Origin of the sequence: Campylobacter sp. BCW_6873 (genome assembly GCF_001762365.1) — a bacterium.
Classification (GTDB): Bacteria; Campylobacterota; Campylobacteria; order Campylobacterales; family Campylobacteraceae; genus Campylobacter_D; species Campylobacter_D jejuni.
Genome location: NZ_MJWS01000077.1, coordinates 1 through 26,225 on the forward strand (window position 1 = coordinate 1; position 26,225 = coordinate 26,225).

The 26,225-nt window shown below is 30.5% G+C and carries 27 protein-coding genes, 1 tRNA gene and 1 pseudogene; 17 read left to right on the top strand and 12 right to left on the bottom strand.

The genetic code is table 11. The features are described from left to right. A pseudogene (locus tag AJ932_RS10970) lies at window positions 1–765 on the top strand (tyrosine-type recombinase/integrase); the annotation flags it as partial. A gap of 50 nt (window positions 766–815) precedes the next feature. Here the strand turns inward: AJ932_RS10970 and AJ932_RS10355 are convergent. From AJ932_RS10355 to AJ932_RS06545, 5 genes are all read right to left on the bottom strand, one after another. After that, on the bottom strand, window positions 816–1,187 hold the full coding sequence (locus AJ932_RS10355) for a hypothetical protein (RefSeq protein WP_070278547.1): 372 nt from the start codon (window positions 1,185–1,187) through the stop codon (window positions 816–818). A gap of 11 nt (window positions 1,188–1,198) precedes the next feature. Continuing rightward, window positions 1,199–2,194, bottom strand: a complete 996-nt coding sequence (locus tag AJ932_RS06535) for a tyrosine-type recombinase/integrase (protein ID WP_410002270.1) — start codon at window positions 2,192–2,194, stop codon at window positions 1,199–1,201. Beyond that, window positions 2,191–2,406 (bottom strand): Arm DNA-binding domain-containing protein, encoded by a 216-nt coding sequence (locus AJ932_RS10115; protein ID WP_002881691.1) that lies wholly within the window; start codon window positions 2,404–2,406, stop codon window positions 2,191–2,193. The genes AJ932_RS06535 and AJ932_RS10115 overlap by 4 nt, the downstream gene beginning before the upstream one ends. Window positions 2,407–2,600: 194 nt before the next feature. Beyond that, window positions 2,601–2,686: transfer RNA gene (locus AJ932_RS06540), tRNA-Leu, on the bottom strand. A gap of 33 nt (window positions 2,687–2,719) precedes the next feature. Further along, a complete protein-coding gene (locus tag AJ932_RS06545) occupies window positions 2,720–3,058 on the bottom strand; it encodes a F0F1 ATP synthase subunit C (RefSeq protein WP_002861627.1) in 339 nt (112 codons plus the stop codon). Between the two features lie 231 nt (window positions 3,059–3,289). Here AJ932_RS06545 and AJ932_RS06550 point away from each other — a divergent pair, with 231 nt between their 5' ends. From AJ932_RS06550 to argH, 5 genes are read left to right on the top strand one after another with little or no spacing between them, the layout of a single operon-like run. Then, complete coding sequence (locus AJ932_RS06550; RefSeq protein WP_070278549.1) at window positions 3,290–4,624, top strand: sodium-dependent transporter; 1,335 nt, start codon at window positions 3,290–3,292, stop codon at window positions 4,622–4,624. A gap of 12 nt (window positions 4,625–4,636) precedes the next feature. Then, a complete protein-coding gene (locus tag AJ932_RS06555; RefSeq protein WP_044779224.1) occupies window positions 4,637–5,977 on the top strand; it encodes a sodium-dependent transporter in 1,341 nt (446 codons plus the stop codon). Between the two features lie 30 nt (window positions 5,978–6,007). Next, a complete protein-coding gene (locus tag AJ932_RS06560) occupies window positions 6,008–7,807 on the top strand; it encodes a biotin/lipoyl-containing protein (protein WP_070278551.1) in 1,800 nt (599 codons plus the stop codon). Between the two features lie 12 nt (window positions 7,808–7,819). Next, the gene (gene pckA / locus AJ932_RS06565; RefSeq protein WP_004305981.1) at window positions 7,820–9,394 is read left to right on the top strand and encodes a phosphoenolpyruvate carboxykinase (ATP); all 1,575 of its coding nucleotides are present in this window, start codon (window positions 7,820–7,822) and stop codon (window positions 9,392–9,394) included. A gap of 9 nt (window positions 9,395–9,403) precedes the next feature. Further along, window positions 9,404–10,786 (top strand): argininosuccinate lyase, encoded by a 1,383-nt coding sequence (gene argH / locus AJ932_RS06570; RefSeq protein ID WP_070277254.1) that lies wholly within the window; start codon window positions 9,404–9,406, stop codon window positions 10,784–10,786. 21 nt (window positions 10,787–10,807) lie between these two features. Here the strand turns inward: argH and ychF are convergent, their stop codons facing one another. The 6 genes from ychF to rpiB are packed head-to-tail and all read right to left on the bottom strand — an operon-like array spanning window position 10,808 to window position 15,285. After that, a complete protein-coding gene (ychF, locus tag AJ932_RS06575; RefSeq protein ID WP_070278552.1) occupies window positions 10,808–11,911 on the bottom strand; it encodes a redox-regulated ATPase YchF in 1,104 nt (367 codons plus the stop codon). Beyond that, window positions 11,908–13,359 (bottom strand): leucyl aminopeptidase, encoded by a 1,452-nt coding sequence (locus tag AJ932_RS06580; RefSeq protein ID WP_070277256.1) that lies wholly within the window; start codon window positions 13,357–13,359, stop codon window positions 11,908–11,910. Before AJ932_RS06580 ends, ychF begins: the two co-directional genes overlap by 4 nt. Beyond that, window positions 13,356–13,952, bottom strand: coding sequence for a DedA family protein (locus AJ932_RS06585; RefSeq protein WP_002861619.1), 597 nt, complete (start codon window positions 13,950–13,952; stop codon window positions 13,356–13,358). The genes AJ932_RS06580 and AJ932_RS06585 overlap by 4 nt, the downstream gene beginning before the upstream one ends. A gap of 18 nt (window positions 13,953–13,970) precedes the next feature. Next, window positions 13,971–14,519: an adenine phosphoribosyltransferase gene (apt, locus tag AJ932_RS06590; RefSeq protein WP_070277257.1), complete on the bottom strand. Its 549-nt coding sequence runs from the start codon at window positions 14,517–14,519 to the stop codon at window positions 13,971–13,973. Next, on the bottom strand, window positions 14,516–14,848 hold the full coding sequence (locus tag AJ932_RS06595) for a membrane protein (protein ID WP_002853247.1): 333 nt from the start codon (window positions 14,846–14,848) through the stop codon (window positions 14,516–14,518). The genes apt and AJ932_RS06595 overlap by 4 nt, the downstream gene beginning before the upstream one ends. After that, window positions 14,848–15,285 carry a ribose 5-phosphate isomerase B gene (rpiB, locus tag AJ932_RS06600; protein WP_002861617.1) on the bottom strand — a complete coding sequence of 146 codons (438 nt, stop codon included), beginning with the start codon at window positions 15,283–15,285 and terminating at the stop codon, window positions 14,848–14,850. The genes AJ932_RS06595 and rpiB overlap by 1 nt, the downstream gene beginning before the upstream one ends. 163 nt (window positions 15,286–15,448) lie before the next feature. Here rpiB and AJ932_RS06605 point away from each other — a divergent pair, with 163 nt between their 5' ends. From AJ932_RS06605 to kcuS, 9 genes are all read left to right on the top strand, one after another. Beyond that, window positions 15,449–16,003, top strand: a complete 555-nt coding sequence (locus AJ932_RS06605) for a CheB methylesterase domain-containing protein (protein ID WP_002861616.1) — start codon at window positions 15,449–15,451, stop codon at window positions 16,001–16,003. A gap of 15 nt (window positions 16,004–16,018) precedes the next feature. Then, window positions 16,019–16,807, top strand: coding sequence for a CheR family methyltransferase (locus AJ932_RS06610; protein WP_002861615.1), 789 nt, complete (start codon window positions 16,019–16,021; stop codon window positions 16,805–16,807). Between the two features lie 135 nt (window positions 16,808–16,942). Then, complete coding sequence (locus AJ932_RS06615; RefSeq protein WP_002865902.1) at window positions 16,943–17,671, top strand: amino acid ABC transporter ATP-binding protein; 729 nt, start codon at window positions 16,943–16,945, stop codon at window positions 17,669–17,671. 21 nt (window positions 17,672–17,692) lie between these two features. Further along, on the top strand, window positions 17,693–18,472 hold the full coding sequence (gene peb1A / locus AJ932_RS06620) for a bifunctional adhesin/ABC transporter aspartate/glutamate-binding protein PEB1a (RefSeq protein WP_070278554.1): 780 nt from the start codon (window positions 17,693–17,695) through the stop codon (window positions 18,470–18,472). Between the two features lies 1 nt (window position 18,473). Continuing rightward, the gene (locus tag AJ932_RS06625) at window positions 18,474–19,226 is read left to right on the top strand and encodes an amino acid ABC transporter permease (protein WP_002853332.1); all 753 of its coding nucleotides are present in this window, start codon (window positions 18,474–18,476) and stop codon (window positions 19,224–19,226) included. 10 nt (window positions 19,227–19,236) lie between these two features. Further along, window positions 19,237–19,896 carry an amino acid ABC transporter permease gene (locus tag AJ932_RS06630; protein ID WP_002861613.1) on the top strand — a complete coding sequence of 220 codons (660 nt, stop codon included), beginning with the start codon at window positions 19,237–19,239 and terminating at the stop codon, window positions 19,894–19,896. Between the two features lie 107 nt (window positions 19,897–20,003). Beyond that, window positions 20,004–20,933: a ribose-phosphate pyrophosphokinase gene (locus tag AJ932_RS06635; protein ID WP_002861611.1), complete on the top strand. Its 930-nt coding sequence runs from the start codon at window positions 20,004–20,006 to the stop codon at window positions 20,931–20,933. A gap of 165 nt (window positions 20,934–21,098) precedes the next feature. Beyond that, window positions 21,099–23,210, top strand: a complete 2,112-nt coding sequence (locus AJ932_RS06640) for a carbon starvation CstA family protein (RefSeq protein WP_044779231.1) — start codon at window positions 21,099–21,101, stop codon at window positions 23,208–23,210. Next, window positions 23,191–23,388 carry a KCU-star family selenoprotein gene (gene kcuS, locus AJ932_RS06645; protein WP_002867452.1) on the top strand — a complete coding sequence of 66 codons (198 nt, stop codon included), beginning with the start codon at window positions 23,191–23,193 and terminating at the stop codon, window positions 23,386–23,388. Before AJ932_RS06640 ends, kcuS begins: the two co-directional genes overlap by 20 nt. Window positions 23,389–23,428: 40 nt before the next feature. On the opposite strand, the gene AJ932_RS06650 is transcribed toward kcuS, so the two are convergent. Beyond that, a complete protein-coding gene (locus tag AJ932_RS06650) occupies window positions 23,429–23,842 on the bottom strand; it encodes an acyl-CoA thioesterase (RefSeq protein ID WP_002853544.1) in 414 nt (137 codons plus the stop codon). A gap of 61 nt (window positions 23,843–23,903) precedes the next feature. Here AJ932_RS06650 and ciaB point away from each other — a divergent pair, with 61 nt between their 5' ends. Together ciaB and AJ932_RS06660 are read left to right on the top strand one after the other, a co-directional pair. Next, window positions 23,904–25,736, top strand: a complete 1,833-nt coding sequence (ciaB, locus tag AJ932_RS06655; protein WP_070278555.1) for an invasion protein CiaB — start codon at window positions 23,904–23,906, stop codon at window positions 25,734–25,736. Window positions 25,737–25,837: 101 nt separating this feature from the next. Beyond that, complete coding sequence (locus AJ932_RS06660) at window positions 25,838–26,134, top strand: HU family DNA-binding protein (protein ID WP_002861608.1); 297 nt, start codon at window positions 25,838–25,840, stop codon at window positions 26,132–26,134. Window positions 26,135–26,225: the final 91 nt, after the last annotated feature.

Below are 26,225 nucleotides of genomic sequence, written 5' to 3' on the forward strand. Positions count from 1 at the left end.
AAATGCAAATAAACGATATAAAAACGACTTTTTTAGTCAATTTTCTTAATTATTTAGAAAATAATTCAAAAAATGGCAATAAACTATCAAAAAAAAACAAAAATAACTTATTTGAGAGTATTAACTAGCTTTTTTTATAAGCGATAATAATGATGATTTGTTTATTTTTTCCTTTGATATGAAGAAAATTAGATTTAGAACAGAAAAATCAGAAGAAAAATTAAATTATCTTAATGAAAATGAAATTATAAGGCTAAATAATGTTTTAGAGAAAGAAAAAGCAAAAAAAGAAGTTTACAATAGTTTTAGAAAAAACTTATGCTTTATGGAGGACTTAGAATTTCTGAAGCTTTAAATGTAAAACTTTGTGATTTTGAAGAGGTTGATGATGAAATATTAAAAATATCCATAATAGGCAAGGGCGGTAAAGAACAATTTGCATTTATTAAAAAAGAAGAAATTGAAGACGAGCTTGAATATTTTAAAGAAAATATCCAAGATAGTGATTACATAATGCAAACTAGCACAGGAAAACATTTAAATAGAAGCAATGCTTTTTTGATTGTAAATAATATTTACGCTAAAGCTTTGATCAGCAAAAAAGGACTTCATTTGCTTAGACACACTTTAGCCATGAGATTAACAGCCAAAGGAACAAATCTTGTGGTCATACAAAAAATTCTAAGACATGCAAATCTAAATACTACAACTATATATGCCAAAGCAACAAATGATACAATAAAAGCTGCGTTATCGAATAATTAATTTTTCTAAAATTGAGTATTTGCATAGACTTCAAGAAGAAGTCTATGTGTTTAAAATTGTTCTAATAAAAGTTTAGGTTCTCCGCCAAGTATTTTGATGAAATTTGCAATTCTTGATTGTATTATTTCTACGGAATACATACCTCCTAAACCGCCTAAAGCATAAAATAATTCTTCGAAAATGTCTTCTTTGTTAAATTCAAGTTCTTCTATATCAATAAGATCAGGAGTTCGGCTACATTTTTGTAAATTTTGATATATTTTGACTAAAATCTTGATTTTTTGTAGATTACTTTCAGCCTCTAAATAAGAATTTAAGTGTATTATTAGGGTTTTTATGAGTTTTTCTCTATTTTCTTTATTTTCAAGAAATTCACCCCCCCCCGCCCGAGTGAATGCTTCTTTTAAATATTTGTTTTTCATATTATTCCTTTTTATATAAAATCAAGTAAAATAAAATCTTTTAATTTTGGACATATTTCGCACAAATAATCACTATACCATTGCATCAACTCCCTTCTCTCTTTTAAATTTTGTGCAAAATTATATGAAGCTTTAACCTTATTTTTTTCCGTATGTGCCAAACACATTTCTATAATATTGCTACTAAACTGATGTTTTTGAATATTTTCGTGAGCTAGAGTACTAAACATAGATCTAAAACCATGTGGAGTAAAATCTTCATTTGAATATCCCATTCTTCTAAATACCATTCTTACTGTATTATCACTCAAGATCTCATTTAGTCCATCGCCTTTCTTTTTTGTTCTAATGGATTTAAATAAAAGATCATGATGACTTATTTGTTTGTATTCTTTTAATAATTGCACTGCAATATCACTTAGATGTATACAATGCGCTTTTTTCATTTTCATTTTTGAAGCAGGTATGTTCCACAAGCCATTTTCTAAATCAATATCTTCCCAAGCAGCACTTCTTATGCTAAAACTTCTTTGCGCAGTAAGAAGCGACAATAAGATTGCCATTTTTGTATTTGTATCACATTGTACATAAATAATATTTTCAATTAATTCTTTAATTTTTGAAACTTCCGTAATAGTCGCAAAATGTCTTGTTTTTTTGTTATAGACCAAATCCTTTCTTTTTATACCAAGCATAATATTATTTTCAATCATCTCTTTGTTAACTGTATAAGTTAATGTTGTAAATATTTTTTTGCCGACTTCGGATTTTTTTTGTAGTTTTATTTTTTCAAGAACATTTAAAATGTCGCTTCTTTTAAGATTACTAATGAGAATATCTCCTATAATAGGATAGTAATGATTTTCCATTCGCTTAATAGACTCATTGAGAGTGCGTTTTGTTATGTCGTTTTTTTGAAGAAAATACTGTTCAGCAATTTTTCTAAAACTTGTATCACATCCTTCTTTTTTTCTTATACTTTCATTAGTTTTTAGTAAAGTTTTTATCTCATTTTTTTATCTCGAGCTTCTTTAATTGATATTTGCGGAAATTGCCCCAAAGTTATTCTTTTTAATTTTCTTGTTTTTGGATCTTTACAATCAAATACAAAAGACTTTTTGCCGCTAGGATAAACTAATACAAATAAATTATCACTATCGCTAATTAAAAATTTTTTATCTTTTGGACTAATATTTACTATATCTTTCTGTGTAAGCATTTAAAAATAGACTCCTTGTGGTAATTTCTCCTAACTTTTTAGAATAAAAAATAAAAAGTTAGGAGAAAAGTTAGGAAAAAAGTTTCGAAATGAATTTTAACGGAAAAAACTTTAATTTAGGCTTTATATAGCTATAAATGCCTATTTTATCGATATTTTATAAGTATGATATTTATAGTAGTTTATAGTATCGATGGTGCGGTTAGCGAGATTTGAACTCGCACACGCAGAGCGTACCACCCCCTCAAGATGGCGTGTCTACCAATTCCACCATAACCGCATAAAAAAAGCCCAAAAAGGGCTTTGATAAGTTTTATTGTAAAACTATAAAAGGATTTGCATAAAGTGCTATTAGCGCGATAACAAGAGCATAGATAACTTGTGCTTCAATCATCGCTAAAGCGATAAACATAGTTGTCATTAATTTTGGCCCAAGGCCAGGGTTTCTAGCTGTTCCTGCAATTGTTGCCGCTGCAGTATTACCCATACCGATAGCACCACCAAGTGCTGCAACACCAAGACCTAAACCTGCTGCAAGAACTGAAAATGCTTTAATCCATACATTAATAGCTTCTTGCTCTACTGGAGCATTAGTTTCAGCTGCAAAAGCTACTGCTGAACATGCTAATAATAAAAAAAGAACTTTTTTCATTATCTTAACCTTTCTATAAAAAAATTTTTTCAATTTTTAAATCAGTTCGGCTTGCGTATCCCTACTTAAGACTTAAAAATAAAGCCGAATTATAACCAAAAGTATCTTTATTTTTATTGAAATTTACAAAAATTCACATTTTTGATTTAAATTTGATTGTTTTCAATAAAGCTTAAAAGTTTTTTTGCTTTAATAATATTTTAAAATAATTTTTAAGTTAAGGTTGTAACATTGAGTTCTAAATTTTCAAAAATAGGTTTCATTTTAGCGGTAGCAGGTTCAGCGGTGGGCTTGGGTAATGCTTGGAAATTTCCAACATTAGTAGGTCAAAGTGGTGGATCTGCTTTTATCTTGCTTTATATAATTCTTACTTTAGGTGTAGGTTTTGTGATATTTTTAGCTGAGCTTAGCATAGGAAAAATTAGTGAAAAAGATCCGGTTAATGCCTATGAAAAGTTAGCACCTTCAAATAAAAAAGCTTGGTCTTATGTTGGTTTTACTATGGTGGGGGCGATTTTAATAGTTTCTTTTTATACCTTGGTGATTGGCTGGATAGTTAAATATGTGTTTTTAAGTATCACTGGAAATTTGCCTATGGATCTAGAAGTAAGTAAAGCACAGTTTGGATTTTTTACAAGTGAGGATTTTTTAAGTCAGTTTATTTGTTTTACTTTGGTTTTTTTATGTGTTTTTTATATTGTTTCTAAAGGTGTTAAGAATGGGATTGAAAGGTTAAATGTTTGGATGATGCCTTCATTGTTTATTTTACTTATTTTGATGCTTGTTTATGCTATTAGTAAAGATGGTTTTATGATGGCGGTTAAATTTCTTTTTGTACCTGATTTTTCCAAAATCAACACTTCAAATGTTCTTGAAGCCTTAGGACTTGCTTTTTTTAGTCTTTCTTTGGGCGTTGGAACGATTATTACTTATTCTGCTAGTCTGCCTGATAAAACCAATTTTATTACCAGTACTTTAAATATTATTTTTATCAATCTTTTAGTTGGTTTATTAATGGGTTTGGTTGTTTTTACTTTTATCTTTGAATTTGGCTACAATCCTAATCAGCAAGGACCAGGACTTGTTTTTATTTCCTTAGCTACTTTATTTGAAAAAATTGGGGTGATTGGTTGTATTTTTGGAGCAGCATTTTTTATTTCTTTAATCTTTGCTGGTATTACTTCAGCTGTTTCAATGATAGAGCCTTTTGCTTTTTATCTTATTAATACTTTTGGCATGAGCCGTAAAAAAGCTTTGATTTTAATAGGAATTGTTGTTTATATTTTAGGAATGTTGTGTATTTTATCTTCTTTAAAAAGTACTCAGTTTGGATTTTTTGGAATGAGTTTTTTTGATTTGCTTGATAGTGTTTCAAGCAAGGTTATTATGCCTTTAGGTGGAATTTTGGCAGCTATTTTTGTGGGATTTGTGATGAAAAAAGATGCTTTAAAAATTTTATTTGAACCTTATATGAGCGGTATATTTTTTGAACTTTGGTATGTGTTTTTGAGATTTATTTCCCCTTTGGCTGTTGTTATAGTTATGATAACCGCTTTTTTAAAGTGAGTTTGAAAAATAATGAGAACATATTTTTCAAAAATCGGTTTTGTATTGGCTGTTGCTGGTGGAGCCGTTGGTTTAGGTAATGCTTGGAAATTTCCAACTTTAAGTGCAGAAAATGGTGGTTTTGTTTTTGTGCTTTTATATTTGTTTTTTACCTTAACTATAGGATTTAGTATTTTTTTGGCTGAAGTGGCTATGGGACGTTTAAGTAAAAGTGATCTTGCAAATGCTTATTCAAATCTTGCTATAAAATATGGCAATAGATGGCGATATGGCGGCGTTTTTATGTTAGGTGGTATTTTTGTCCTCTCTTTTTATCTAGTTATCATGGGATGGGTTTTAAAATATACTGTAGTGAGTCTTTATTATCTTCCTAAAACTTTAGATGAAGCAGCAAGTAATTTTCAGAATTTAATCACTACAAATTTGACAAGTTCTGTTTTTTTCTTCACTTTATCTTTTTTTCTTACTTTATTGATAGTATCTAAAGGTTTAATCAAAGGGATTGAAAAATTAAACGTTGTTATAATGCCTAGCTTATTTTTAATGCTTGTTTTTATGTTGTTTTATTGCATGGGATTTAAGCAAGGTTTTGCAAATGCTTTTTCTTATTTATTTTATCCTGATTTTTCACACTTTAAATTTAGCTCTATTGCCGAAGCCTTAGGGCTTGCATTTTTTACCTTATGCTTGGGAATAGGTTGTATAGTTACATATTCATCAGCCTTGGATAAAAAAACAAATTTTATAAAAAGTTCAGTGTATATTGTTTTGATTAACTTATTGATTTCTTTTATTATGGGGCTTATTGTTTTTACTTTTATCTTTGAATTTGGAGCCGATCCACATACTCAAGGAGCGGGGATTGTTTTTGTATCCTTGATGAGTTTGTTTAATCAGCTTGGGATTTTAGGCTATATTTTTGCATTTTGTTTTTTCTTAGCACTTTTTTTTGCTGGTATTACTTCAGCTGTTTCAATGATAGAGCCTTTAACTTTTTATATGATTAATAACTATCAAATTTCTCGTGCTAAAGCTCTATTTTTAATAGGTTTATTTGTTTTTGTTTTTGGAATTTGCTGTATCTTGTCGTTAAATTTAAATTTTTTTTCTATGTTTAGTTTTTTTGGCAAAGATTTTTTTACTTTATTAGATAAATTAACTTCAAATTTTTTACTTCCACTTGGTGCTATAGCATGCTCTATATTTGTAGGTTTTTTTATGAATAAAAAACAAATTTATAAAATTTTTTCTAAATTTATAAGTCGAAAAATTTTCTTAATTTGGTTGTTTTTTATTCGTTTTATATCGCCTATAGCAATAATTTTGGTAATGTGTTATCAAATTTTTGTATAATAATGAAAAAATATTTTTTAAGGAAAAATAATGGCTAAAAAATTCATCGATGTAATGGATACAAGCTTTAGGGATGGTTTTCAGTCTGTTTATGGAGCTAGGGTTTTAATGGATGATTTTTTTCCTGCAGTAGAAGCAGCAAAAGAAGCAGGCATTACACATTTTGAATTTGGCGGTGGTGCTAGATTTCAAAGCTTGTATTTTTATCTTAATGAAGATGCTTTTACCATGATGGATAGATTTAGGGTTATTGTAGGAAAAGATACCAATCTTCAAACTTTAGCAAGAGGGGTCAATACCGTTACTTTAGATACTGGAAGTAGTGAACTTATTGATTTGCATGCAAAACTTTTTGCAAAACACGGTACTACAACGATAAGAAATTTTGATGCCCTTAATGATGTAAATAATTTAAAATTTAGTGGTGAATGTATAGTAAAACATGGGTTAAAGCATGAAATTACTATCACTTTAATGGATTTACCGCCAAATTGTAAAGGTGCCCATGATGTGCCTTTTTATGAAAAAATTTTAAAAGAAATTTTAGCAGCAGAAATTCCTTTTCATAGTATTTGTTTCAAAGATGCAAGTGGAACTTCTAATCCAAATAAAATTTATGAAACCATTAAAATGGCTAGAAAAATTTTACCTCAAGATACACACATTAGACTTCATACGCATGAAACTGCAGGAGTGAGTATAGCCTGCTATCTTGCAGCACTTGAAGCAGGGGTTGATGGTATCGATTTGGCTGCGGCTCCAGTAAGTGGCGGAACCTCTCAGCCTGATATTTTAACCATGATGCATGCTTTAAAAGGCAAAGATTATGATTTAGGCGGACTTGAGGAAGAAAAAATTCTAAAATACGAAGAAGTTTTAAAAGATTGTTTAAAAGAATATTTTTTACCACCTGAAGCTACTATGGTAAATCCACTTATTCCTTTTTCTCCTATGCCAGGAGGAGCTTTAACGGCAAATACACAAATGATGAGAGATAATAATATCTTAGATAAATTTCCACAAGTCATTCATGCTATGAGAGAAGTTGTAGAAAAAGGTGGATTTGGTACTTCGGTTACTCCAGTTTCTCAATTTTATTTTCAACAAGCTTTTAATAATGTGATGTTTGGACCTTGGAAAAAAATAGCAGAAGGTTATGGAAAAATGGTGCTTGGTTATTTTGGAAAAACTCCAGTTGCACCCGATGCAAACATTATTGAACTTGCTTCAAAACAACTTAATTTAGAACCTACTACAGAGCTTGCTATTAATATAGCTGATAAAGATGAGAGTAAAAGTATAGTTTATACCAAAACCTTGCTTGAAAAAGAGAGTATAGAAACGAGTGAAGAAAATATATTTATTGCAGCAGCTTGTAAAGAAAAAGGTATAGCATTTTTAAAAGGAGAGGCAAAGGTAAATATACGCAAATTAGCTAGTATGCCAAAGCCTATGAGTGTAGATGAAAACAAATTTACCGTAGCTGTAAATGGTAACAAATATCATGTAGAGGTAAGCTATGGTTTTGATAAAGATGTTAATGTTAAAAGTGTAAAAAAAGTAGAAGAAAATAAAAATATTGTTTCTTCAAATTCAACAAGTTCTGTAGATGCTGAAAATGAAGTTTTAGCAGGTATTTCAGGTAATGTCTTTAAAATTTATGTTAACGAAGGTGAAGAAGTAAAATCAGGTCAAGCCATCATGGTTTTAGAAGCAATGAAAATGGAGATTGAGGTTAATGCTCCAAAAGATGGAATTATTTCAGAGCTTTGTATTAAAATAGGCGATACTGTTAACGAAGGCGAAGTATTAGCTATCTATAAGAATTAAAGTGAGGGAAAGATGAAAAAATTTGATAATTTAGGTTTGGATAATATAAAAGAAATTTTTCATAATTTAAGTTATGATGAATTAAATGCTCATGAAAAAGCAAATAATGAAGGTTTAAGTACGGATAATGATACTTTTTGTGTAGATACAGGGATTTTTACAGGTAGAAGTCCTAAAGATAAATATTTTGTAAAACAAGATCCATCTAGTAAGTATATTGCTTGGGGAAAGGTAAATCAGCCCATTACAAAAGAATTATTTGATAAGCTTTTGACCAAAGCAAAACAAGAATTAAGTGGAAAGAAAATTTATGTTCAAGATGCTTTTTGTGGCGCTTCTTTGCAAAGTCGCAAAGCAGTAAGATTTGTTACTGAAATTGCATGGCAAGCGCATTTTGTTAAAAATATGTTTATTCGCCCAAGTCAAGAAGAACTTGAGAATTTTAAAGCAGATTTTATTGTTTATAATGCTTGCAAATGTATCAATGAAGATTACAAACAAGATGGTTTAAATTCAGAGGTTTTTGTAATCTTTAATGTTGAAGAAAATATAGCAGTTATTGGTGGAACTTGGTATGGCGGAGAAATGAAAAAAGGTATTTTTTCTATGATGAATTATTGGTTGCCACTAGAAAATAAACTTTCTATGCATTGTAGTGCAAATGTCGGAGAAAAAGGTGATGTAGCACTTTTCTTTGGACTTAGTGGCACTGGAAAAACTACACTCTCAACCGATCCAAAAAGAAAACTTATAGGTGATGACGAACATGGTTGGGATGATGAAGGTGTATTTAATTTTGAGGGTGGTTGTTACGCAAAAACAATCAATCTCGATCCTGAACATGAGCCTGAAATTTATGGTGCCATTAAAAGAAATGCACTTTTAGAAAATGTAGTTTTAAGAGCCGATAAGAGTGTTGATTATGCTGATGCTTCAAAAACAGAAAATACAAGAGTTTCTTATCCTATAGAGCATATTGAAAATCATGAGCCTAGTCTAAAAGCAGGGCATCCAAAAAATATTATATTTTTAAGTGCAGATGCTTTTGGAATTTTACCTCCAGTAAGTAAACTAAGCAAAGAGCAGGCTATGTATTATTTTTTAAGTGGTTATACAGCAAAAGTAGCTGGAACTGAGCGTGGTATTTTAGAACCTCAAGCAACTTTTTCAGCTTGTTTTGGAGAACCTTTTATGCCTTTGCATCCAACGGTTTATGCGAGATTACTTGGTGAAAAGATTGAAAAGCATGAAGCTAATGTTTATCTTGTTAATACAGGCTGGAGCGGTGGAAGCTACGGTGTGGGTAAAAGAATGAGTATTAAGGCTACTAGGGCTTGCATTAATGCTATTCTAGATGGAAGTATTGCAAAATGCGAATTTGAAAATTTTGAAGTGTTTGATTTAGCTATTCCAAAAGCTTTAGAAGGTGTAGAAAGCACGCTTTTAAATCCTATAAATACTTGGTCAGATAAAAATAATTATATTGCAACAAGAGATAAATTAGCACATATGTTTATACAAAATTTTAAACGTTATGAAGATGTCAAAGAAGGCATTGAATTTAGCAAATTTGGACCAAAAATTTAAGGCATTTAAATGAAAAATGAAATGTGGTCAGGACGCTTTAGTGGTGCAAGTGATGAGCTTTTAAAAGAATTTAATGCAAGTTTAAATGTAGATAAAACTTTGTTCAATGAAGATATACAAGGTTCTATAGCACACGCTACAATGCTTGAAAGTTGTGGTATTTTAAAAAAAGAAGAATTAGATGCTATTATAAAAGGTTTAGAGCAGGTTAGAAGTGAAATAGAGCAAGGCAAATTTATTTTTGATATTAAAGATGAAGATATTCATATGGCTATAGAAAAGCGTTTAAGCGAGCTTATAGGTAGTGAAATTGGTGGAAGACTTCATACTGCAAGAAGTAGAAATGATCAAGTGGCTACTGATTTTAAACTTTTTGTCAAAAAATCTCATATTGAACTTATAAAGCTTTTAAAAGAATTGATTCAAACCATGCTCGAACATGCCAAAGTGCATAAAAAAACTATTATGCCAAGTTTTACACATTTACAACACGCTCAGCCTGTGAGTTTTTCTTTTTATATTTTAGCTTATGCTTTTATGCTAATGCGAGATATTAAGCGTTTGCAAAATAGTCTAGAACTCGCTGATTTTTCGCCACTTGGGTCTTGTGCGTGTGCAGGAACAAGCTATGCCACCAATCGTGAGTTGAACGCTAAAATTTTAGGATTTAAAGATATTATGCCAAATGCTATGGATGGAGTGAGTGATAGAGATTTTGCTCTTGATTTACTTTATGATATAGCAGTTATTTTTACACACACTTCAAGACTTTGCGAGGAAATGATTTTATTTTCAAGTTCGGAATTTTCTTTTATATCCATAAGTGATAGTTTTTCAACAGGAAGTTCTATCATGCCTCAGAAAAAAAATCCCGATGTTTGTGAACTTATACGCGGAAAAACAGGGCGTGTCTATGGAAATCTGATTTCTCTTTTAACTATAATGAAAGCTCTACCTTTAGCTTACAATAAAGATATGCAAGAAGATAAAGAAGGGCTTTTTGATAGTGTAAAAACCGCTAAAGATAGTTTAATCATCTTAAATGCAATGTTAAAAGAAATACGAATTAATAAAGAAAATATGCTTAATGCTTGCAAAAAAGGTCATTTATTGGCTACTGATTTGGCGGATTATTTAGTGCGTGAAAAAAATATTCCTTTTAGAAAGGCACATTTTATAGTAGGAAATGTTGTTGCACAAGCTGAAATACAAGGCATTGATATAAGCGAAATTAAAGATCTTTCAAAAATAGATCCTATATTTGATGAAAAAGCTATAGAGCTTTTAAATTTTGAAATTTCTTTAAATTCTAAACAAAGTGAAGGCTCAAGTTCTACTACAAGCGTAGAAAAGCAAATTCAAATTTTACAAGAATTTATTAAAAAAATATAAATATTGTTTAGGCTATTTTGCCTAAACATTGAATCTAAAATGCATTACATCGCCATCTAAAACGATATAGTCTTTTCCTTCAAGGCGTAGCTTTCCTGCTTCTTTGACGCCATTTTCGCCTTTGTATTGGATATAGTCTTCATAGGAAATAACTTCAGCTTTTATAAAGCCTTTTTCAAAGTCATTATGAATCACGCTCGCTGCTTTTGGTGCTTTCCAGCCTTTTTTGATTGTCCAAGAACGCACTTCAACTACACCAGCGGTAAAATAACTGATCAGTCCAAGCTTAGTAAAAGCAGTGCGTATGATTTGATCAAGACCGCTTTCGTTAACTCCTAGAGAACTTAAAAATTCACGACTTTCTTCATCACTTAATTCTACTAATTCTTCTTCGATTTTTGCACAAAGCTTGATAACTTCATGATCATTTTTTTTAGCATATTCTTTTAAAGCTTTTACATAATCATTATCTTCACTAATACCATTTTCATCAACATTTGCACCATAAATCACTTCTTTAGCAGAAAGCAGTCTTAATTCTTTGATTAAGGCTTGATAAATTTCGCTTTCTTTTTCAGGATAAGAACTTGCAGCTAAGCCTTTGTTTAAATGATCAAGTAAAGAATTTGCAAGTTCGAGGCTTTCTTTAGCACCCTTTTGGTTGGCTTTGGTTTCTTTAGTGAGTTTTTCTATTTTTTTACTAAGTTGTTCAATATCTGCTAAAATAAGTTCTGTATTGATAATTTCTACATCACGCAAAGGATTAACTCCACCTTCAACATGGGTGATATTTTCTTCATCAAAACAACGCACTATGTGTAAAATAACCTCAGTTTCGCGTATATTTGAAAGAAATTTATTTCCTAAGCCTTCACCCTTACTTGCACCTTTAACAAGTCCAGCGATATCTACAAATTCTATTAAAGAATGCATAATTCTTTCAGGTTTTACGATTTTAGCAAGTTCATTAAGTCTTAAGTCAGGAACTTCAACCATGGCTTTGTTAGGCTCTATAGTGCAAAAAGGATAGTTTGCACTTTGGGCATTTTGTGCTTTAGTTAAAGCATTAAAAGTCGTTGATTTGCCAACATTTGGAAGTCCTATTATACCTACGCTTAAACTCATTTAGATTTCCTTAAAATTTGAATTAGATAATTAACACACATTCTAACTCCAGCTCCACCTGCACCAAAACTAGAATATCCCCAAGATTTTTCCGTATAAGCAGGTCCTGCTATGTCAAGATGTAACCATTTGTCTTTATATTCTTTACGAATAAATTTATCTAAAAATAACCCCGCGGTAATTGCGCCTCCATAGCGACTAGAGGCAGTGTTGCTAATATCGGCAATATTTGATTTTATAAGTTCTCTTAAGTGGGGGTTAAAGTGTAAGATTGTAGTATATTCTCCACTTTTTTTAGAGCTTAGATAAAAATCATTTTGCAATTCTTCATTGTTTCCCATAATAGCACTTGTAAATTCTCCAAGTCCTACAACACAAGCTCCAGTAAGTGTTGCCATATCGATAAGTAAATCAGGTTTTAAATCTTGTGCAAAAGAAAGACAATCAGCTAAAACCAAGCGTCCTTCTGCATCTGTATTTCTTACTTCTATACTTACGCCTTCGCGACTGATTAACACATCATCAGGCTTATAAGCATTGCCGCCTATCATATTTTCAGTTGCACCTAAAATACAATGCACTTCTAAATCTAAAGCAAGCTCGGCTACGGCTTTTATGATCCCCATTACTGCTGCTGCACCGCTTTTATCAGCTTTCATTGTAAGCATAAAATCAGCTGGTTTTAAGCTTAATCCACCGCTATCGTAAGTTAAGCCTTTTCCAACAAATACAACACGTTTTTTTGCATTTTTGGCTTTATAGCTTAGATGAATGAGGCGTGGTGGGTGTACCGAGGCACGATTTACCGCTAAAAAGGCATTCATTTTTTCTTTGGCCAAAAATTTTTCATCATAAATTTTACAAATAATGTTTTTATTTTCTTTAGCTAAATTTTGTGCATCTTCTGCCATTTTTAAAGGGGTGTAAATTTCAGGAATTTCATTGACTATATTTTTGGTAAAATTTGTAGCATTGGCTAAAATTTCTCCACGCTCTAAACCTATCTTAGCTTCATCTTTATTAAATTTCTTACCATTTAATTCTTCACTTGAAATAATAAATCTTTCTAAAGTTCTTGTTTTTTTCTCGCTTTTATATTTGTCAAATTTATAAGCTCCAAAAAGTACGCCTTCAACTAAAGATGTAAAACTTCTAACTACACAATCTCCTATTATGCTAGGAAGTTTTACGCTTTTTATATTAAGCTTTTCAAGAGTTTTATATGCTGTGCAAAGACTTAATCTTATATCCTCATAAGCAAGGCTTTTAAGCTCTAAATAAAGCTTTTTATTGTTTAAGTCTAGTAATACACCTTCGCCTTTGTAATTATTAAGTTTAAAAAAATCTTTTTCTTTGTTAAAATTTTTTAAATTTTTATCCTGTATAAAAATAAGTTCAAAGTCTGCTTTTATAGCATCTAGTTTTTTATCGTTTAATTCAAATTTCATGATTTTTTCCTTTTATCTTTAAGTATAGCTTTTTCCATTTGTTTAAAACCAAATAATAAAAGGGATAAAAAAGCTATAATAATAATGGCTGCATAATACCAATGTTCTTCAGCCCAAGTCACCATCTTCCAAATTTGTTCTCCAAAATACCAAGCTAAAAGTATAGTGATTGATGCCCAAACCCAAGCACTAAAAAGATTGATAATAGCAAATTTTTTTGCACTATAACGCGTGACTCCTATACTCATAGGTATAATGGTTCTAAAGCCATACATATAGCGTTGTATAAAAATAATAGGCCAACCAAAACGTTGTAAAAGTAAGTGTGCTACTGCAAATTTACGCCTTTGGGTTTTTAATTTTTTTTGTATGTAGCGTTTATTATATCTTCCTATATAGAAATAAATTTGATCGCCTACAAAACCACCAAGTCCTGCTATAAATATAACAAAGCCTAAATTTACATGTCCTTGATGGGCAAAAATACCTGCCAAAATTAAAGCCAACTCCCCTTCTAAAATACACCATAAAAAAATAATAATATATGCTAGATCTTTGTATTGGTAAAGTAAATTTTTTAAAAATTCTTCCATTTGTACCTTTCTATAGTTTTAAATTTCTAAAACACTATAAACTGAAGTAAGTTTTTCAAGTTTATTTGCTCCATTTAAATCTTTAAGATTCATTAAAAAACAAGCTTCAACGCATTTTGCTCCAGCTTTTTGAATGAGTTCATACGAAGCCATAGCTGTTCCGCCAGTTGCTATTAAATCATCTACAAGTAAAACCTTTGCATTTTGAATATTTTTAAATGCATCTTTATGAAGTTCTACTTTATCGCTGCCATATTCAAGATCATATTCACAACTAAAGGTTTCAAAAGGGAGTTTTCCAGGTTTTCTAATAGGTACAAAAGGAAGGTTAAGTTTTGCACAAATCATAGATGCAAAGATAAATCCTCTGCTTTCTGTTCCTGCTATGAAGTCTAGATTGTAATCTTTGTAGCGTTCTTTTAAATGTTTAAGTAGAAAATTTAAAGCCTCTTTGTTATTTAGTAGAGTGGTAATATCTCTAAAAATAATTCCTTTTTTTGGAAAATCAGGAATAATTCTAATGCTATCAAGCAGGTATTTTTGTTCTTCTTGTGTTAGTTTTATCATAATAATGCCTCGATTTTTGCTTCTAATTCTTTAATTCTTTGTCTTAGTTTGTCATTTTCTAAACGATATTGAGAATTTCTAGTTCTTAAAGATGTAAGGTCTGCTTTGATTTTATTAAGCTCTTCTGTGAGTATATCTATATTTCCAAGACTTCTTTGAAGTTGGATTTGTAGTTTTCTAATAACAATCTCGGTATCATCAAGATTGTTTTTGATAAAATCTTTTGATGTTTTTTCTTTATTAAGTAGAGTTTTATAGTAAAACAACATTACAATCAGATAGATAGTTGCACAAATTAATATAGTTAAAACAAGCCAGTTTGTAAACATTATATTTTTACCTCAATTTTTTGAATTCTTTGCATATGTCTCCCTTCTTCAAAAGGAGTTTGAATGAATTTTTCTATAATATCTGTAGCTAATTCAATCCCGATTAATCTTCCACCTAATGCCAAAACATTGGCATCATTATGTCTTCTTGCAAGTTCCGCACTTAAGCTTTCATGGCATAATGCGCAGCGAATGTTTTTATGACGATTTGCTGCAATAGAAATTCCAATTCCACTTCCACAAATAAGAATGCCAAAGCTTCGTTTGTCTATTTTTTCGGCAAGTAAATGTGCATAATCAGGATAATCACAGCTTGCGCAAGTGTTTGTTCCTAAATCGTTAAAAATTATATTTTTTTCTTTTAAAAATACGCAAATTTTTTCTTTTAATTCAAAACCAGCATGATCACTAGCAATATAAATTTTTTCCCTAAGCATTGGTTTCCTAATTACTATATAAAATAAGATAAAAATCTAATCTTATCATATTAAATCATAAAAACAGCTTTTCTTTTTTTAAAAATAAGCTTTATTTTTCTTTATATATGTTAGAATTTGCGACAAGAAAAATAAAATTTCAATAAATTAAGGGGAGAAGAAAATGAAGCTCATACTCATAGGATCTTCAACAGGTGGTCCTAATCAGCTTAAATTTCTTTTAAAGGATATTGATATAAAAAATACTTGTGTAGTTATAGCTCAACACATGAGTGTTAGTTTTATTCCATCTTTTGTGGGGCAATTTAATAAGGAGGCTTTTAGTGAAGTGTGCTTATTGAACGATAAAGAGATATTAAGCAATAAAATTTATATTTGCCCTAAAAATACTATTTTATCTGGAAATTTAAATATTGTAGCCTCTTGGCAAGATGTGGTATCAAGTTTTAAGCCAAGTGTAGATTTGCTTTTTCATTCCGCTGTTTCTTTGGCAAAAACAAATAAAATACTTGCTATTATTTTAACGGGTATGGGAGATGATGGCGCAAAAGGTTTATTTGAGCTTTATAAAACAGGGGTTAGATGTTTATGTGAGAATGAGGCAGATAGCGTCGTTTATGGTATGCCAAAAAGAGCAAAAGATATGAATCCACATTTAAAACCTATGAGCTTAAAAGAAATTAAAAAAGAAATTATAAATTTTATTGATCAGGATTAATAAAAGGAAAATTACATGGAAAAAAAAATAACTCCTAGCGAATTAGAACTTAATGAATTTATAAAAATTATCAACGAAATGAGCGGTATTGATTTAACCGATAAAAAAAATATACTAGCTTTAAAGTTGAATAAATTTCTTGAAGGAACTAATACTAAAAATTTTTCCGAATTTTTGGGAAAATTAAAAAGCAATAGACAACTTAAACAAGAAACTTTAGATTTTGTAACCATAGGTGAAACTTATTTTTTAAGAGAATTGGCTCAATTGAAAGAAATAATTTATTATGCCAAAAGCTTAGAAAAGAGAGTAAATATCCTAAGCGCCCCTTGTTCAAGTGGAGAAGAGGTATATTCTTTGGCATTGTTGGCTACACAGAATTTTATTAAAGATATGTATATTTTAGGCATTGATATCAATTCAAGCGTAATCGAAAAAGCAAAACTTGGAAAATATCAAGGAAGAACTTTACAGCGATTGAGCGAGAGTGAAAAAAGAAGGTTTTTTTTAGAAAGCGAAGATAAATTTTATACTATTAATAAAAATGAGCTTTGTACTTGTAAATTTGAACTTTGCAATGTTTTTGAAGAAAAATTTTCAAGATTGGGAAAATTTGATATTATAGCTTCTAGAAATATGATTATTTATTTTGATCATGAATCAAAACTAAAACTTATGGAGAGATTTCATAGAATTTTAAATGATAAAGGAAGGCTTTATGTTGGCAATGCTGATTTAATTCCAGAGACTATTTATTTTAAAAAGATTTTCTCTCCAAGAGGTGTTTACTATGAAAAAGTATAAATTCTAAAAATTACTAAAAGTTACACTTTGGAAATTTATTGGTAAAAATAAGTTACATTTTGAAGTAGTTTTCTTTATTTAATGATAAAATAATTTTAATTAATTTTATATTTAGTTAGAAATAAAGGAAAAAACTTGATTGAATTAAAAAATGTAAATAAATACTACGGAACTCATCATGTTCTAAAGAATATCAATCTTTCTGTTAAAGAAGGTGAGAAGCTTGTTATTATAGGTCCAAGTGGAAGTGGAAAAAGTACAACTATCCGTTGCATGAATGGGCTTGAAGAAGTTAGTTCAGGCGAGGTAGTAGTTAACAATCTTGTTTTAAATCATAAAAATAAAATTGAAATTTGTCGAAAATATTGTGCAATGGTTTTTCAGCATTTTAATTTATATCCACATATGACGGTTTTGCAAAATTTAACCTTAGCTCCAATGAAACTTCAAAAAAAATCTAAAAAAGAAGCTGAAGAAACAGCTTTTAAGTATTTAAAAGTCGTAGGTTTAGTGGATAAAGCAAATGTTTATCCAGCAACCCTTTCAGGCGGACAACAACAGCGCGTTGCTATAGCAAGATCACTTTGTACTAAAAAACCCTATATTTTATTTGATGAACCTACTTCAGCCCTTGATCCAGAAACCATACAAGAGGTTTTAGATGTAATGAAAGAAATTTCACACCAAAGCAATACTACCATGGTGGTTGTTACACACGAAATGGGTTTTGCAAAAGAAGTAGCAGATAGGATTATTTTTATGGAAGATGGCGCTATTGTGGAAGAAAATATTCCTAGTGAATTTTTCTCAAATCCAAAAACCGAAAGAGCGCGACTCTTTTTAGGGAAAATTCTTAAAAATTAACCAAAATTGAAAGGAGAAAAAATGGTTTTTAGAAAATCTTTATTAAAGTTGGCAGTTTTTGCTCTAGGTGCTTGTGTTGCATTCAGTAATGCTAATGCAGCAGAAGGTAAACTTGAGTCTATTAAATCTAAAGGACAATTAATAGTTGGTGTTAAAAATGATGTTCCACATTATGCTTTACTTGATCAAGCAACAGGTGAAATTAAAGGTTTTGAAGTAGATGTTGCCAAATTGCTAGCTAAAAGTATATTAGGTGATGATAAAAAAATAAAACTAGTCGCAGTTAATGCTAAAACAAGAGGCCCTTTGCTTGATAATGGTAGTGTAGATGCAGTGATAGCAACTTTTACTATTACTCCAGAGAGAAAAAGAATTTATAATTTCTCAGAACCTTATTATCAAGATGCTATAGGGCTTTTAGTTTTAAAAGAAAAAAATTATAAATCTTTAGCTGATATGAAAGGTGCAAATATTGGAGTAGCTCAAGCTGCAACTACAAAAAAAGCTATAGGTGAAGCTGCTAAAAAAATTGGTGTCGATGTTAAATTTAGTGAATTTCCTGATTATCCAAGTATAAAAGCTGCTTTAGATGCTAAAAGAGTTGATGCGTTTTCTGTAGACAAATCAATATTGTTAGGTTATGTGGATGATAAAAGTGAAATTTTACCAGATAGTTTTGAACCACAAAGTTATGGTATTGTAACCAAAAAAGATGATCCAGCTTTTGCAAAATATGTTGATGATTTTGTAAAAGAACATAAAAGTGAAATTGATGCTTTAGAGAAAAAATGGGGTTTATAATATGAATGAAAGTGTAGGTTTTGTTGAACATTTAAGACAAATTCTTACTTCTTGGGGTTTATATGATGAAAATAGTATAAGCCCTTTTGCGGTATGGAAATTTTTAGATGCTTTGGATAATAAAGATGCTTTTATTAATGGTTTTATTTATACTTTAGAAGTAAGCATTCTTGCTTTGCTTATAGCTACAATTTTTGGAACTATAGGCGGAGTTATGGCTACAAGTAGATTTAAAATTATCAGAGCCTACACTAGAATTTACGTAGAGCTTTTTCAAAATGTTCCTTTGGTAATACAAATTTTCTTTTTGTTTTATGCCTTGCCTGTTTTAGGTATAAGACTTGATATATTTACTATTGGTGTATTGGGTGTTGGGGCTTATCACGGAGCTTATGTAAGCGAGGTGGTTAGAAGTGGAATTTTGGCTGTGCCAAGAGGTCAGTTTGAAGCTTCTGCTTCTCAAGGGTTTACTTATATTCAGCAAATGCGTTATATCATAGTACCTCAAACCATTAGAATTATTTTACCACCGATGACAAATCAAATGGTAAATTTAATCAAAAATACCTCTGTATTGCTTATTGTAGGTGGAGCTGAGTTAATGCATTCTGCTGATAGTTATGCAGCTGATTATGGAAATTATGCGCCAGCTTATATATTTGCAGCGGTTTTATATTTTATAATTTGTTATCCTTTGGCTTATTTTGCAAAGGCTTATGAAAATAAATTAAAAAAAGCACATTTAACGAGATAAAGGGTTGTTAATGGAAAATGTTTTTAATGCACAAAATATTGAATTTTTAATGCAAGGTTTATTTCTGACATTAAAAATAGCCTTAGCAACTTGTATTATTTCGATTGTTTTTGGAACTTTTTTAGCTATAACTAAAAATTATGGGGATAGATTAAGTAAATTTTTAGCAGCTTGCTATATAGATATTTTTAGAAATACTCCTTTATTATTATGGATGCTTGCAGCTTGTTTTGTTCTACCTGTATTTTTTGGACAATTTCCTCAAGCTTTTTGGGGTACTATAGGATTTTCACTTTATACGAGTTCGGTTATGGCTGAAATTATTAGAGGTGGATTAAATTCTATACCAAAAGGTCAGTTTGAAGCAGCTTATTCTCAAGGTTTTGGTAAATTTTTTACTCTTTTTTATATTATTTTACCACAAACTTTTAGAAAAATAATACCTGCTTTATTATCTCAAATTGTAACCACTGTAAAGGATACAGCTTATTTAGCGGGTTTAGGTATAGCTGAACTTACTTATAATTCAAAAACTATATTGGCAAAACTAAGAAGTTTTGAAGAAATTTTAGCGATGATAGGTGTTGTTGCAGGAATCTATTTTATAATATGTTTTTCACTTTCTATGTTGGTAAGATATTATGCCAAAAAGACAGCTTACATTTCTTAAAAAAGCTTATATTTTTATATAAGCTTTTTAAATTTACAGCAGTTTTTAACATTTTTTTTATTAAAATCCTTTGTATTAATTCATAATTTTATTGATTAAGGTTTTTTATGCGAGGTTATAAAATTTTTTCAGGCTCAGCTAATGTGGAATTTGCAAGACAAGTTTCTAAATATCTTTCCCTGCCTTTAAGCGATGCTGGAGTAAAACGGTTTAGTGATGGGGAGATTAGTGTTCAAATTGATGAGAGCGTACGCGGAAAGGATGTTTTTATTATTCAAAGTACTTGTGCTCCTACAAACGATAATTTAATGGAACTTTTAATTCTTACAGATGCTTTGCGTCGCTCAAGTGCAAATTCGATTACGGCTATTATCCCATATTTTGGCTATGCGAGACAAGATAGAAAAGCAAATCCTAGAGTGCCAATTACTGCTAAACTTGTGGCTAATTTGATTCAGGCAGCTGGGATTGATCGCGTAGCTACGATAGATTTGCATGCAGGACAAATTCAGGGTTTTTTTGATATTCCAGTAGATAATCTTTATGGAAGTATAGTTTTTAATGATTATATTAAAGCCAAACATTTTAAAAATGCTATTATAGGAAGTCCAGATATAGGCGGTGTTGCAAGAGCTAGGAGTGTTGCAAAGCATTTAGGACTTGATATAGTTATAGTTGATAAGCGTCGCGAAAAAGCCAATGAAAGTGAAGTAATGAACATCATTGGAGATGTAAAAGATAAAGAAGTTATCCTAGTAGATGATATTATTGATACTGCTGGCACTATAGTTAAAGCTGCAGAAGCTTTAAAAGAAAAAGGTGCAAAATCTGTTATGGCTTGCTGTACTCATGCAGTTTTAAGTGGAAAAGCCTATGAGAGAATAGCAAGTGGAGCTTTAGATGAGCTTGTAGTAACAGATACCATACCTTTAAAAGAGCAATTACCAAATATTAAAGTATTAAGTGTTACATCTGTTTTTGCTGAAGTAATACGTCGTGTTTATCATAACGAAAGTGTAAATTCTCTCTTTATTTAGATTAAAAAAGCTTAAAGATTGTTTTTAAGCTTTTCATTTTTATGCTACTTAAAGAAACAAAAAATATATATTTTTTAAAAATGTGAAAAAACTAAACATCTTTCTATACAATTTAATCTATAAATCTGTTATTCTTTGAAAATATTTTATTTTCTTAGGAGAAATATGACTCAGTTAAGTACTAAAATTTTATGGTTGCTTGTTGCAACTTTAGGCGCTATTTGTTTTGGTTATTTAGCTTTACAAAATGGCGAAAGTGTATCAGCGATTTATTTGGTGGTTGCTGCTGTATGTATTTATATGATAGGATATAGATTTTATGGGCATTTTGTAGCTTATAAGGTTTTAGAACTTGATAAAAATCGCGCAACACCGGCGCTTGTAGAAAATGATGGGCGTGATTTTGTGCCTACAAATAAGGCTGTATTATTTGGACATCATTTTGCTGCTATTGCAGGAGCAGGTCCATTAGTAGGACCTATCTTGGCTGCTCAAATGGGATATTTGCCTTCTATGCTTTGGATTTTAGTAGGAGGAGTTTTAGCGGGTGCTGTGCATGATTTTGTTGTTCTTTTTATATCTACTCGTAGAAAAGGTAGAAGTCTTGGCGAGATGATTAAGGATGAGATGGGTAAATTTACAGGTGGAGTTGCTATGGTGGCGATTTTTGGCATTATGCTTATTATTATTGCCATTTTAGCTATGGTGGTTGTAAAAGCTTTAGCAGAATCTCCATGGGGTTTATTTACTATCTCAATGACTATTCCTATAGCAATATTTATGGGAATTTATATGCGTTTTATCCGCCCAGGTAGAGTAGGGGAGGCTTCTATAATAGGTTTTGTGCTTTTAATTTTGGCTATTCATTATGGTAGCGTTGTAGCTGCTGATCCTTATTGGGCTAAAATATTTACTTTAGAAGCTCCAACTTTAGCAGTTGTTATGATGGCTTATGGCTTTATTGCTTCTGTTTTACCTGTGTGGTTTTTACTTGCTCCAAGAGATTATCTTTCAACTTTTTTGAAAATCGGTGTTATTGTGGTAATGGCTGTAGCTATTGTTTTGGTTGCTCCTGATTTGCAAATGCCAAAAGCAAATACTCAGTATTTTGATGGAACAGGTCCAGTATTTGCAGGTGGAGTATTTCCATTTTTATTTATTACCATTGCTTGTGGTGCGATCAGTGGTTTTCATGCTTTGATTTCTAGTGGAACTACTCCTAAAATGCTTGAAAACGAAACTCACGCCTTAGCTGTTGGATATGGCTCTATGCTTGCTGAAAGTGCTGTGGCGATTATGGCTTTAATTTGTGCTTGTATTTTACATCCAGGTCTTTATTTTGCTATAAACTCAAGCTCTGCTTTGATAGGAACAGATGTTGTAAGTGTAGCACAAACTATTTCAAGTTGGGGATTTAGCATTACTCCTGAAGAAATTACTGCTTTGACTACAAATATAGGAGAGCATACTATACTTTCAAGAACAGGTGGAGCTCCAACTTTTGCTATAGGTGTAGCTTTGATCTTGCATGAACTTTTTGGCGGCGTGGATTTGATGGCTTTTTGGTATCATTTTGCTATATTGTTTGAAGCTTTATTTATTTTAACAGCGGTAGATGCTGGAACAAGGGCTTGTCGTTTTATGGTGCAAGATATACTGGGTAATGTTTATAAACCTTTAGGAGATATTCATAATTATCTAGCTGGACTTTTGGCTACGGCTTTAAGTGTTGCAGGTTGGGGATATTTTCTTTATCAAGGCGCCATTGATCCTAAGGGGGGAATTTATACGCTTTGGCCTCTTTTTGGCGTGAGCAATCAAATGCTTGCGGGTATGGCTTTGCTTCTTGCTACAACTATACTTGTAAAAATGGGCAAGGCAAGATATACTTGGGTTACTTTAATACCTGCGGTATTTGTCTTAGTGGCAACTCTGTATGGAGGAATTCAAAAAATTATGCCTTATAAAGAAGGCAATAAAGTAGCAAATGCGGTAAGTCATGTAGCCGCCGTTAGCATACAAAGTCAAAAAATTAAAGATTTAGAATTTAAATTAAATAATACTAAAGATGAAAAAGAAATTTCTACAATTAAAAAAGAAATTTTAATAGCCACTCAAAGTAAAGTTGGAAATTTACTTAATGCAATTCTTTGTGTGTTCTTTATGATAGCCACCTTGCTTGTTATAATTTCTTGTATAGGAATTTGTTTAGGTAAAATTAAAATTCCTCTTAAAGAAACTAAGTATATTAAGATTGATGAATTTCAAAAAATTTAAGTATTATTATGAAAAAGCCGAAAGGTTTTTTCATCCCTTGGTGGGACTTTCTAGTTATGATAAGTATTTAGAACACATGAAACAAAAACATCCAGGAAAAATTCCAAAAACCAGAGGGGAATTTTTCAAAGAATGTCTAGATAAAAAATATAATAGTGGCGGTTTAAATAAATGCTGATAAGCTTAAAGGATAAAGTTTTTATCATACAAAATAAGCTTTAAGCATTTAAAAAGCCATGAATTCTTTTAAGTTCTTCACTAATAGGCTTTTTCTTTCCATCTCTTGTAACACTTACATAAGTTACTAAAGCCGAAGTTACATTAATGCAAGAAGTACAACCTTGAGAATCCACTCTTTGAGCTGTGACTTCTACTTCAACGCTGATTGAAGTGTTGCCCACATTTACAACTTTAGAGTAACAAGAAATTATATCGCCTATAAAAACAGGTTCTTTAAAAACTACTTTATCCATAGAGATGGTTACAACGCGTTCAGGAGAAAGTTCTCTTGCTGCGATAGCTCCTGCTAAATCGATTTGTGAAAGTATCCATCCGCCAAAAATATTTCCCGCTGGATTTGTGTCACTTGGCATGGCTACAATTTTTAATTTTGGTTCTCCCATATCTCTCATTTTTACTCCTTATTTTAAAAAATGAATTATAATTAAAAAAGTTAAAAAGGAGAATAAAAGTATGAATAATTTTAAAGAAATAGCTAAATTGGTTAGAAAATACAAAGAAAGAAATAATGCGTTATATGAGTTTTTAGACAAAGAAGATGTGGGCGAGTATTTTAGATCTTTGATTTCTTTAAGCGAATTAAAACAAGATAAAACAACTATGCTAGCCATACTTAGGCGTTTGGTTGATTTAAAAGAAGAAAATTTAGTTCAAGAATGGAAAAAAAACAACTTTAAGGAAGATAAGATTATAGAGTTAAAACATAAGTTCTATGAAGAGATTAGAAAGTTTTATGAAAAAGAACATCAAAATTTAATTAATGAAATAAAAGAGAAAAAGCTTTTAAATAATTTTTATCAGTCCTTAATACAAGGAGTGCATAATATAGGTTTAATTATGAATATTTTTGAAATTTCTTGGACTAAAGAAATTATAAAAAAAAATAATAAAATTTTATCTACTCAATTTCCAAATTTAGATGATGCAATGGAATTTTTGCGTAAAAATCGTTTATATCAAAAAACTTCAGAAGGAGAAATTTGTGAGCGAAGCTATGGTGTTTTAGTTAGAATAGGAAATTTATGGAAATTTGTTCCTTATGCGAGATTTTTCGAGAATGAAATTTTAAAATTAGAATTTGCTTTTGAAAATATGATTGATCAGCTAAAAATATTTGCTAGCAACGAAGAGGAAAAAGCTTATATAGAATATTTTGAAAAATTAAAATTAGCGTTTTGCGAAAAAGATGAAGATAGAGTTATAAAAGCTTGGCAAGAAGCTGAATTTGCTTGGATGAAAGTAAAATCACCTTTACAAGTGGGACATCCTTTAGAATATTATGAAGATAATTATACTCATGCGGTGGCATTAGAATGGGATATAAGAATAGAAGATGAGAATGATTTTGATGTTTTGAAATTTGGTAGTGAAATTAAGGAAAGTTTTGAACATGTTTATAAAAATATAGGACTTGAAGATTGTGAATTAGAAAAAGAAGTTTTATCTAATATAGAAAAAACTCAACTTTATATTTGCACTCCGATGATATTTTATGGTGCTGAACTTAAAGGTTTATTCTCAGCTCAAGTCGTTCCAAATGATGAGTTTGTAAGTTCTAAGGCGGGCAAAAAAATATTTGCCTTTATAAATTTTGTATATGAAAATGCTAAAACAAAGCCTTTTATGAAAATTTCTAGCGAGATTTTTGATAAAGAATTTTTAGATTTTGGAAGAAATATTTTATTTTATCAGGAAAAAATTTGGAAAAGGGTTTATGAAGTATCAACTATAGGCCATGAATTTGGTCATATATTTTTTATTGCTAATGATACTGAAAAAACAATGAATCAGAGTGGTTTTTTTAAAAATATAGAAGAATATAAAGCTACTACAGGTGGACTTATAAATTTCTTTTATCACGAACAAGATGACTTGATAATGCCTGTTTTTCATGAACTTATAAAAAGGGCTATTGGACTTATTTCTTGGCAAAGGGTTGATGAAGTTAGACCTTATTATACAGAAGGACTTATTCATCTTAGTTTGCTTTTTGAAAGTGAAGTATTGATTTTTGAAAATAATAATTTGAAGATAAATTTTGATTTAGGGCATTATGAAAAATTTAAAGAACTAACTTTAAAAAATTATCATGAATTGGCAAAACACTATGCTTTAAGACTTGATGCAAAAGAGTTTTTAAGTAGATTTTGTGAAATTGAAGATGATATTTTTCTTCCTATTATGCCTAAGTGTAAAGAATTTGTTAAATTTTATTATGATTTATACGAGAAAATTGGTAATGAAATTGATAATAGCGGAGAATTTGAAAGATATAAGAAAAAATAATAAAGTTTTTTGAAAAAAACTTAAAAAAAGCTGTTTTTTACTTGATATTGTTTTTTAAATATGCTAAAATTAGGCGTTTCAATTAAAACAAAGGAGCTTTTATGACTAAAGCAGATTTCATTTCATTAGTTGCTCAAACAGCTGGGCTAACAAAAAAAGACGCTACTACTGCTACTGATGCAGTTATTTCTACTATTACTGATGTTTTAGCTAAAGGTGATAGCATCAGTTTTATTGGTTTTGGTACTTTTTCAACTCAAGAAAGAGCTGCTAGAGAAGCTAGAGTACCAAGCACAGGAAAAACAATTAAAGTTCCTGCTACAAGAGTTGCAAAATTTAAGGTAGGTAAAAACCTTAAAGAAGCTGTTGCAAAAGCAAGCAACAAAAAGAAAAAATAAAACTTCGGCTAGATAAATTCTAGCCTTCTTTCTTGATTGATTCGGATATTTTGCATCTTTTATTTACTTTATTTTTTTAAACTTTTATAAA

Excerpts from the sequence above, each read along its gene's own strand:
- AJ932_RS10355 (WP_070278547.1), bottom strand. The coding sequence starts at position 1,187 with ATGAAAAACAAATATTTAAAAGAAGCATTCACTCGGGCGGGGGGGGGT.
- AJ932_RS10115 (WP_002881691.1), bottom strand. The coding sequence starts at position 2,406 with ATGCTTACACAGAAAGATATAGTAAATATTAGTCCAAAAGATAAAAAA.
- AJ932_RS06545 (WP_002861627.1), bottom strand. The coding sequence starts at position 3,058 with ATGAAAAAAGTTCTTTTTTTATTATTAGCATGTTCAGCAGTAGCTTTT.
- AJ932_RS06555 (WP_044779224.1), top strand. The coding sequence starts at position 4,637 with ATGAGAACATATTTTTCAAAAATCGGTTTTGTATTGGCTGTTGCTGGT.
- AJ932_RS06560 (WP_070278551.1), top strand. The coding sequence starts at position 6,008 with ATGGCTAAAAAATTCATCGATGTAATGGATACAAGCTTTAGGGATGGT.
- pckA (WP_004305981.1), top strand. The coding sequence starts at position 7,820 with ATGAAAAAATTTGATAATTTAGGTTTGGATAATATAAAAGAAATTTTT.
- argH (WP_070277254.1), top strand. The coding sequence starts at position 9,404 with ATGAAAAATGAAATGTGGTCAGGACGCTTTAGTGGTGCAAGTGATGAG.
- ychF (WP_070278552.1), bottom strand. The coding sequence starts at position 11,911 with ATGAGTTTAAGCGTAGGTATAATAGGACTTCCAAATGTTGGCAAATCA.
- AJ932_RS06580 (WP_070277256.1), bottom strand. The coding sequence starts at position 13,359 with ATGAAATTTGAATTAAACGATAAAAAACTAGATGCTATAAAAGCAGAC.
- AJ932_RS06585 (WP_002861619.1), bottom strand. The coding sequence starts at position 13,952 with ATGGAAGAATTTTTAAAAAATTTACTTTACCAATACAAAGATCTAGCA.
- apt (WP_070277257.1), bottom strand. The coding sequence starts at position 14,519 with ATGATAAAACTAACACAAGAAGAACAAAAATACCTGCTTGATAGCATT.
- AJ932_RS06595 (WP_002853247.1), bottom strand. The coding sequence starts at position 14,848 with ATGTTTACAAACTGGCTTGTTTTAACTATATTAATTTGTGCAACTATC.
- rpiB (WP_002861617.1), bottom strand. The coding sequence starts at position 15,285 with ATGCTTAGGGAAAAAATTTATATTGCTAGTGATCATGCTGGTTTTGAA.
- AJ932_RS06605 (WP_002861616.1), top strand. The coding sequence starts at position 15,449 with ATGAAGCTCATACTCATAGGATCTTCAACAGGTGGTCCTAATCAGCTT.
- AJ932_RS06610 (WP_002861615.1), top strand. The coding sequence starts at position 16,019 with ATGGAAAAAAAAATAACTCCTAGCGAATTAGAACTTAATGAATTTATA.
- peb1A (WP_070278554.1), top strand. The coding sequence starts at position 17,693 with ATGGTTTTTAGAAAATCTTTATTAAAGTTGGCAGTTTTTGCTCTAGGT.
- AJ932_RS06625 (WP_002853332.1), top strand. The coding sequence starts at position 18,474 with ATGAATGAAAGTGTAGGTTTTGTTGAACATTTAAGACAAATTCTTACT.
- AJ932_RS06630 (WP_002861613.1), top strand. The coding sequence starts at position 19,237 with ATGGAAAATGTTTTTAATGCACAAAATATTGAATTTTTAATGCAAGGT.
- AJ932_RS06635 (WP_002861611.1), top strand. The coding sequence starts at position 20,004 with ATGCGAGGTTATAAAATTTTTTCAGGCTCAGCTAATGTGGAATTTGCA.
- AJ932_RS06640 (WP_044779231.1), top strand. The coding sequence starts at position 21,099 with ATGACTCAGTTAAGTACTAAAATTTTATGGTTGCTTGTTGCAACTTTA.
- kcuS (WP_002867452.1), top strand. The coding sequence starts at position 23,191 with ATGAATTTCAAAAAATTTAAGTATTATTATGAAAAAGCCGAAAGGTTT.
- AJ932_RS06650 (WP_002853544.1), bottom strand. The coding sequence starts at position 23,842 with ATGAGAGATATGGGAGAACCAAAATTAAAAATTGTAGCCATGCCAAGT.
- ciaB (WP_070278555.1), top strand. The coding sequence starts at position 23,904 with ATGAATAATTTTAAAGAAATAGCTAAATTGGTTAGAAAATACAAAGAA.
- AJ932_RS06660 (WP_002861608.1), top strand. The coding sequence starts at position 25,838 with ATGACTAAAGCAGATTTCATTTCATTAGTTGCTCAAACAGCTGGGCTA.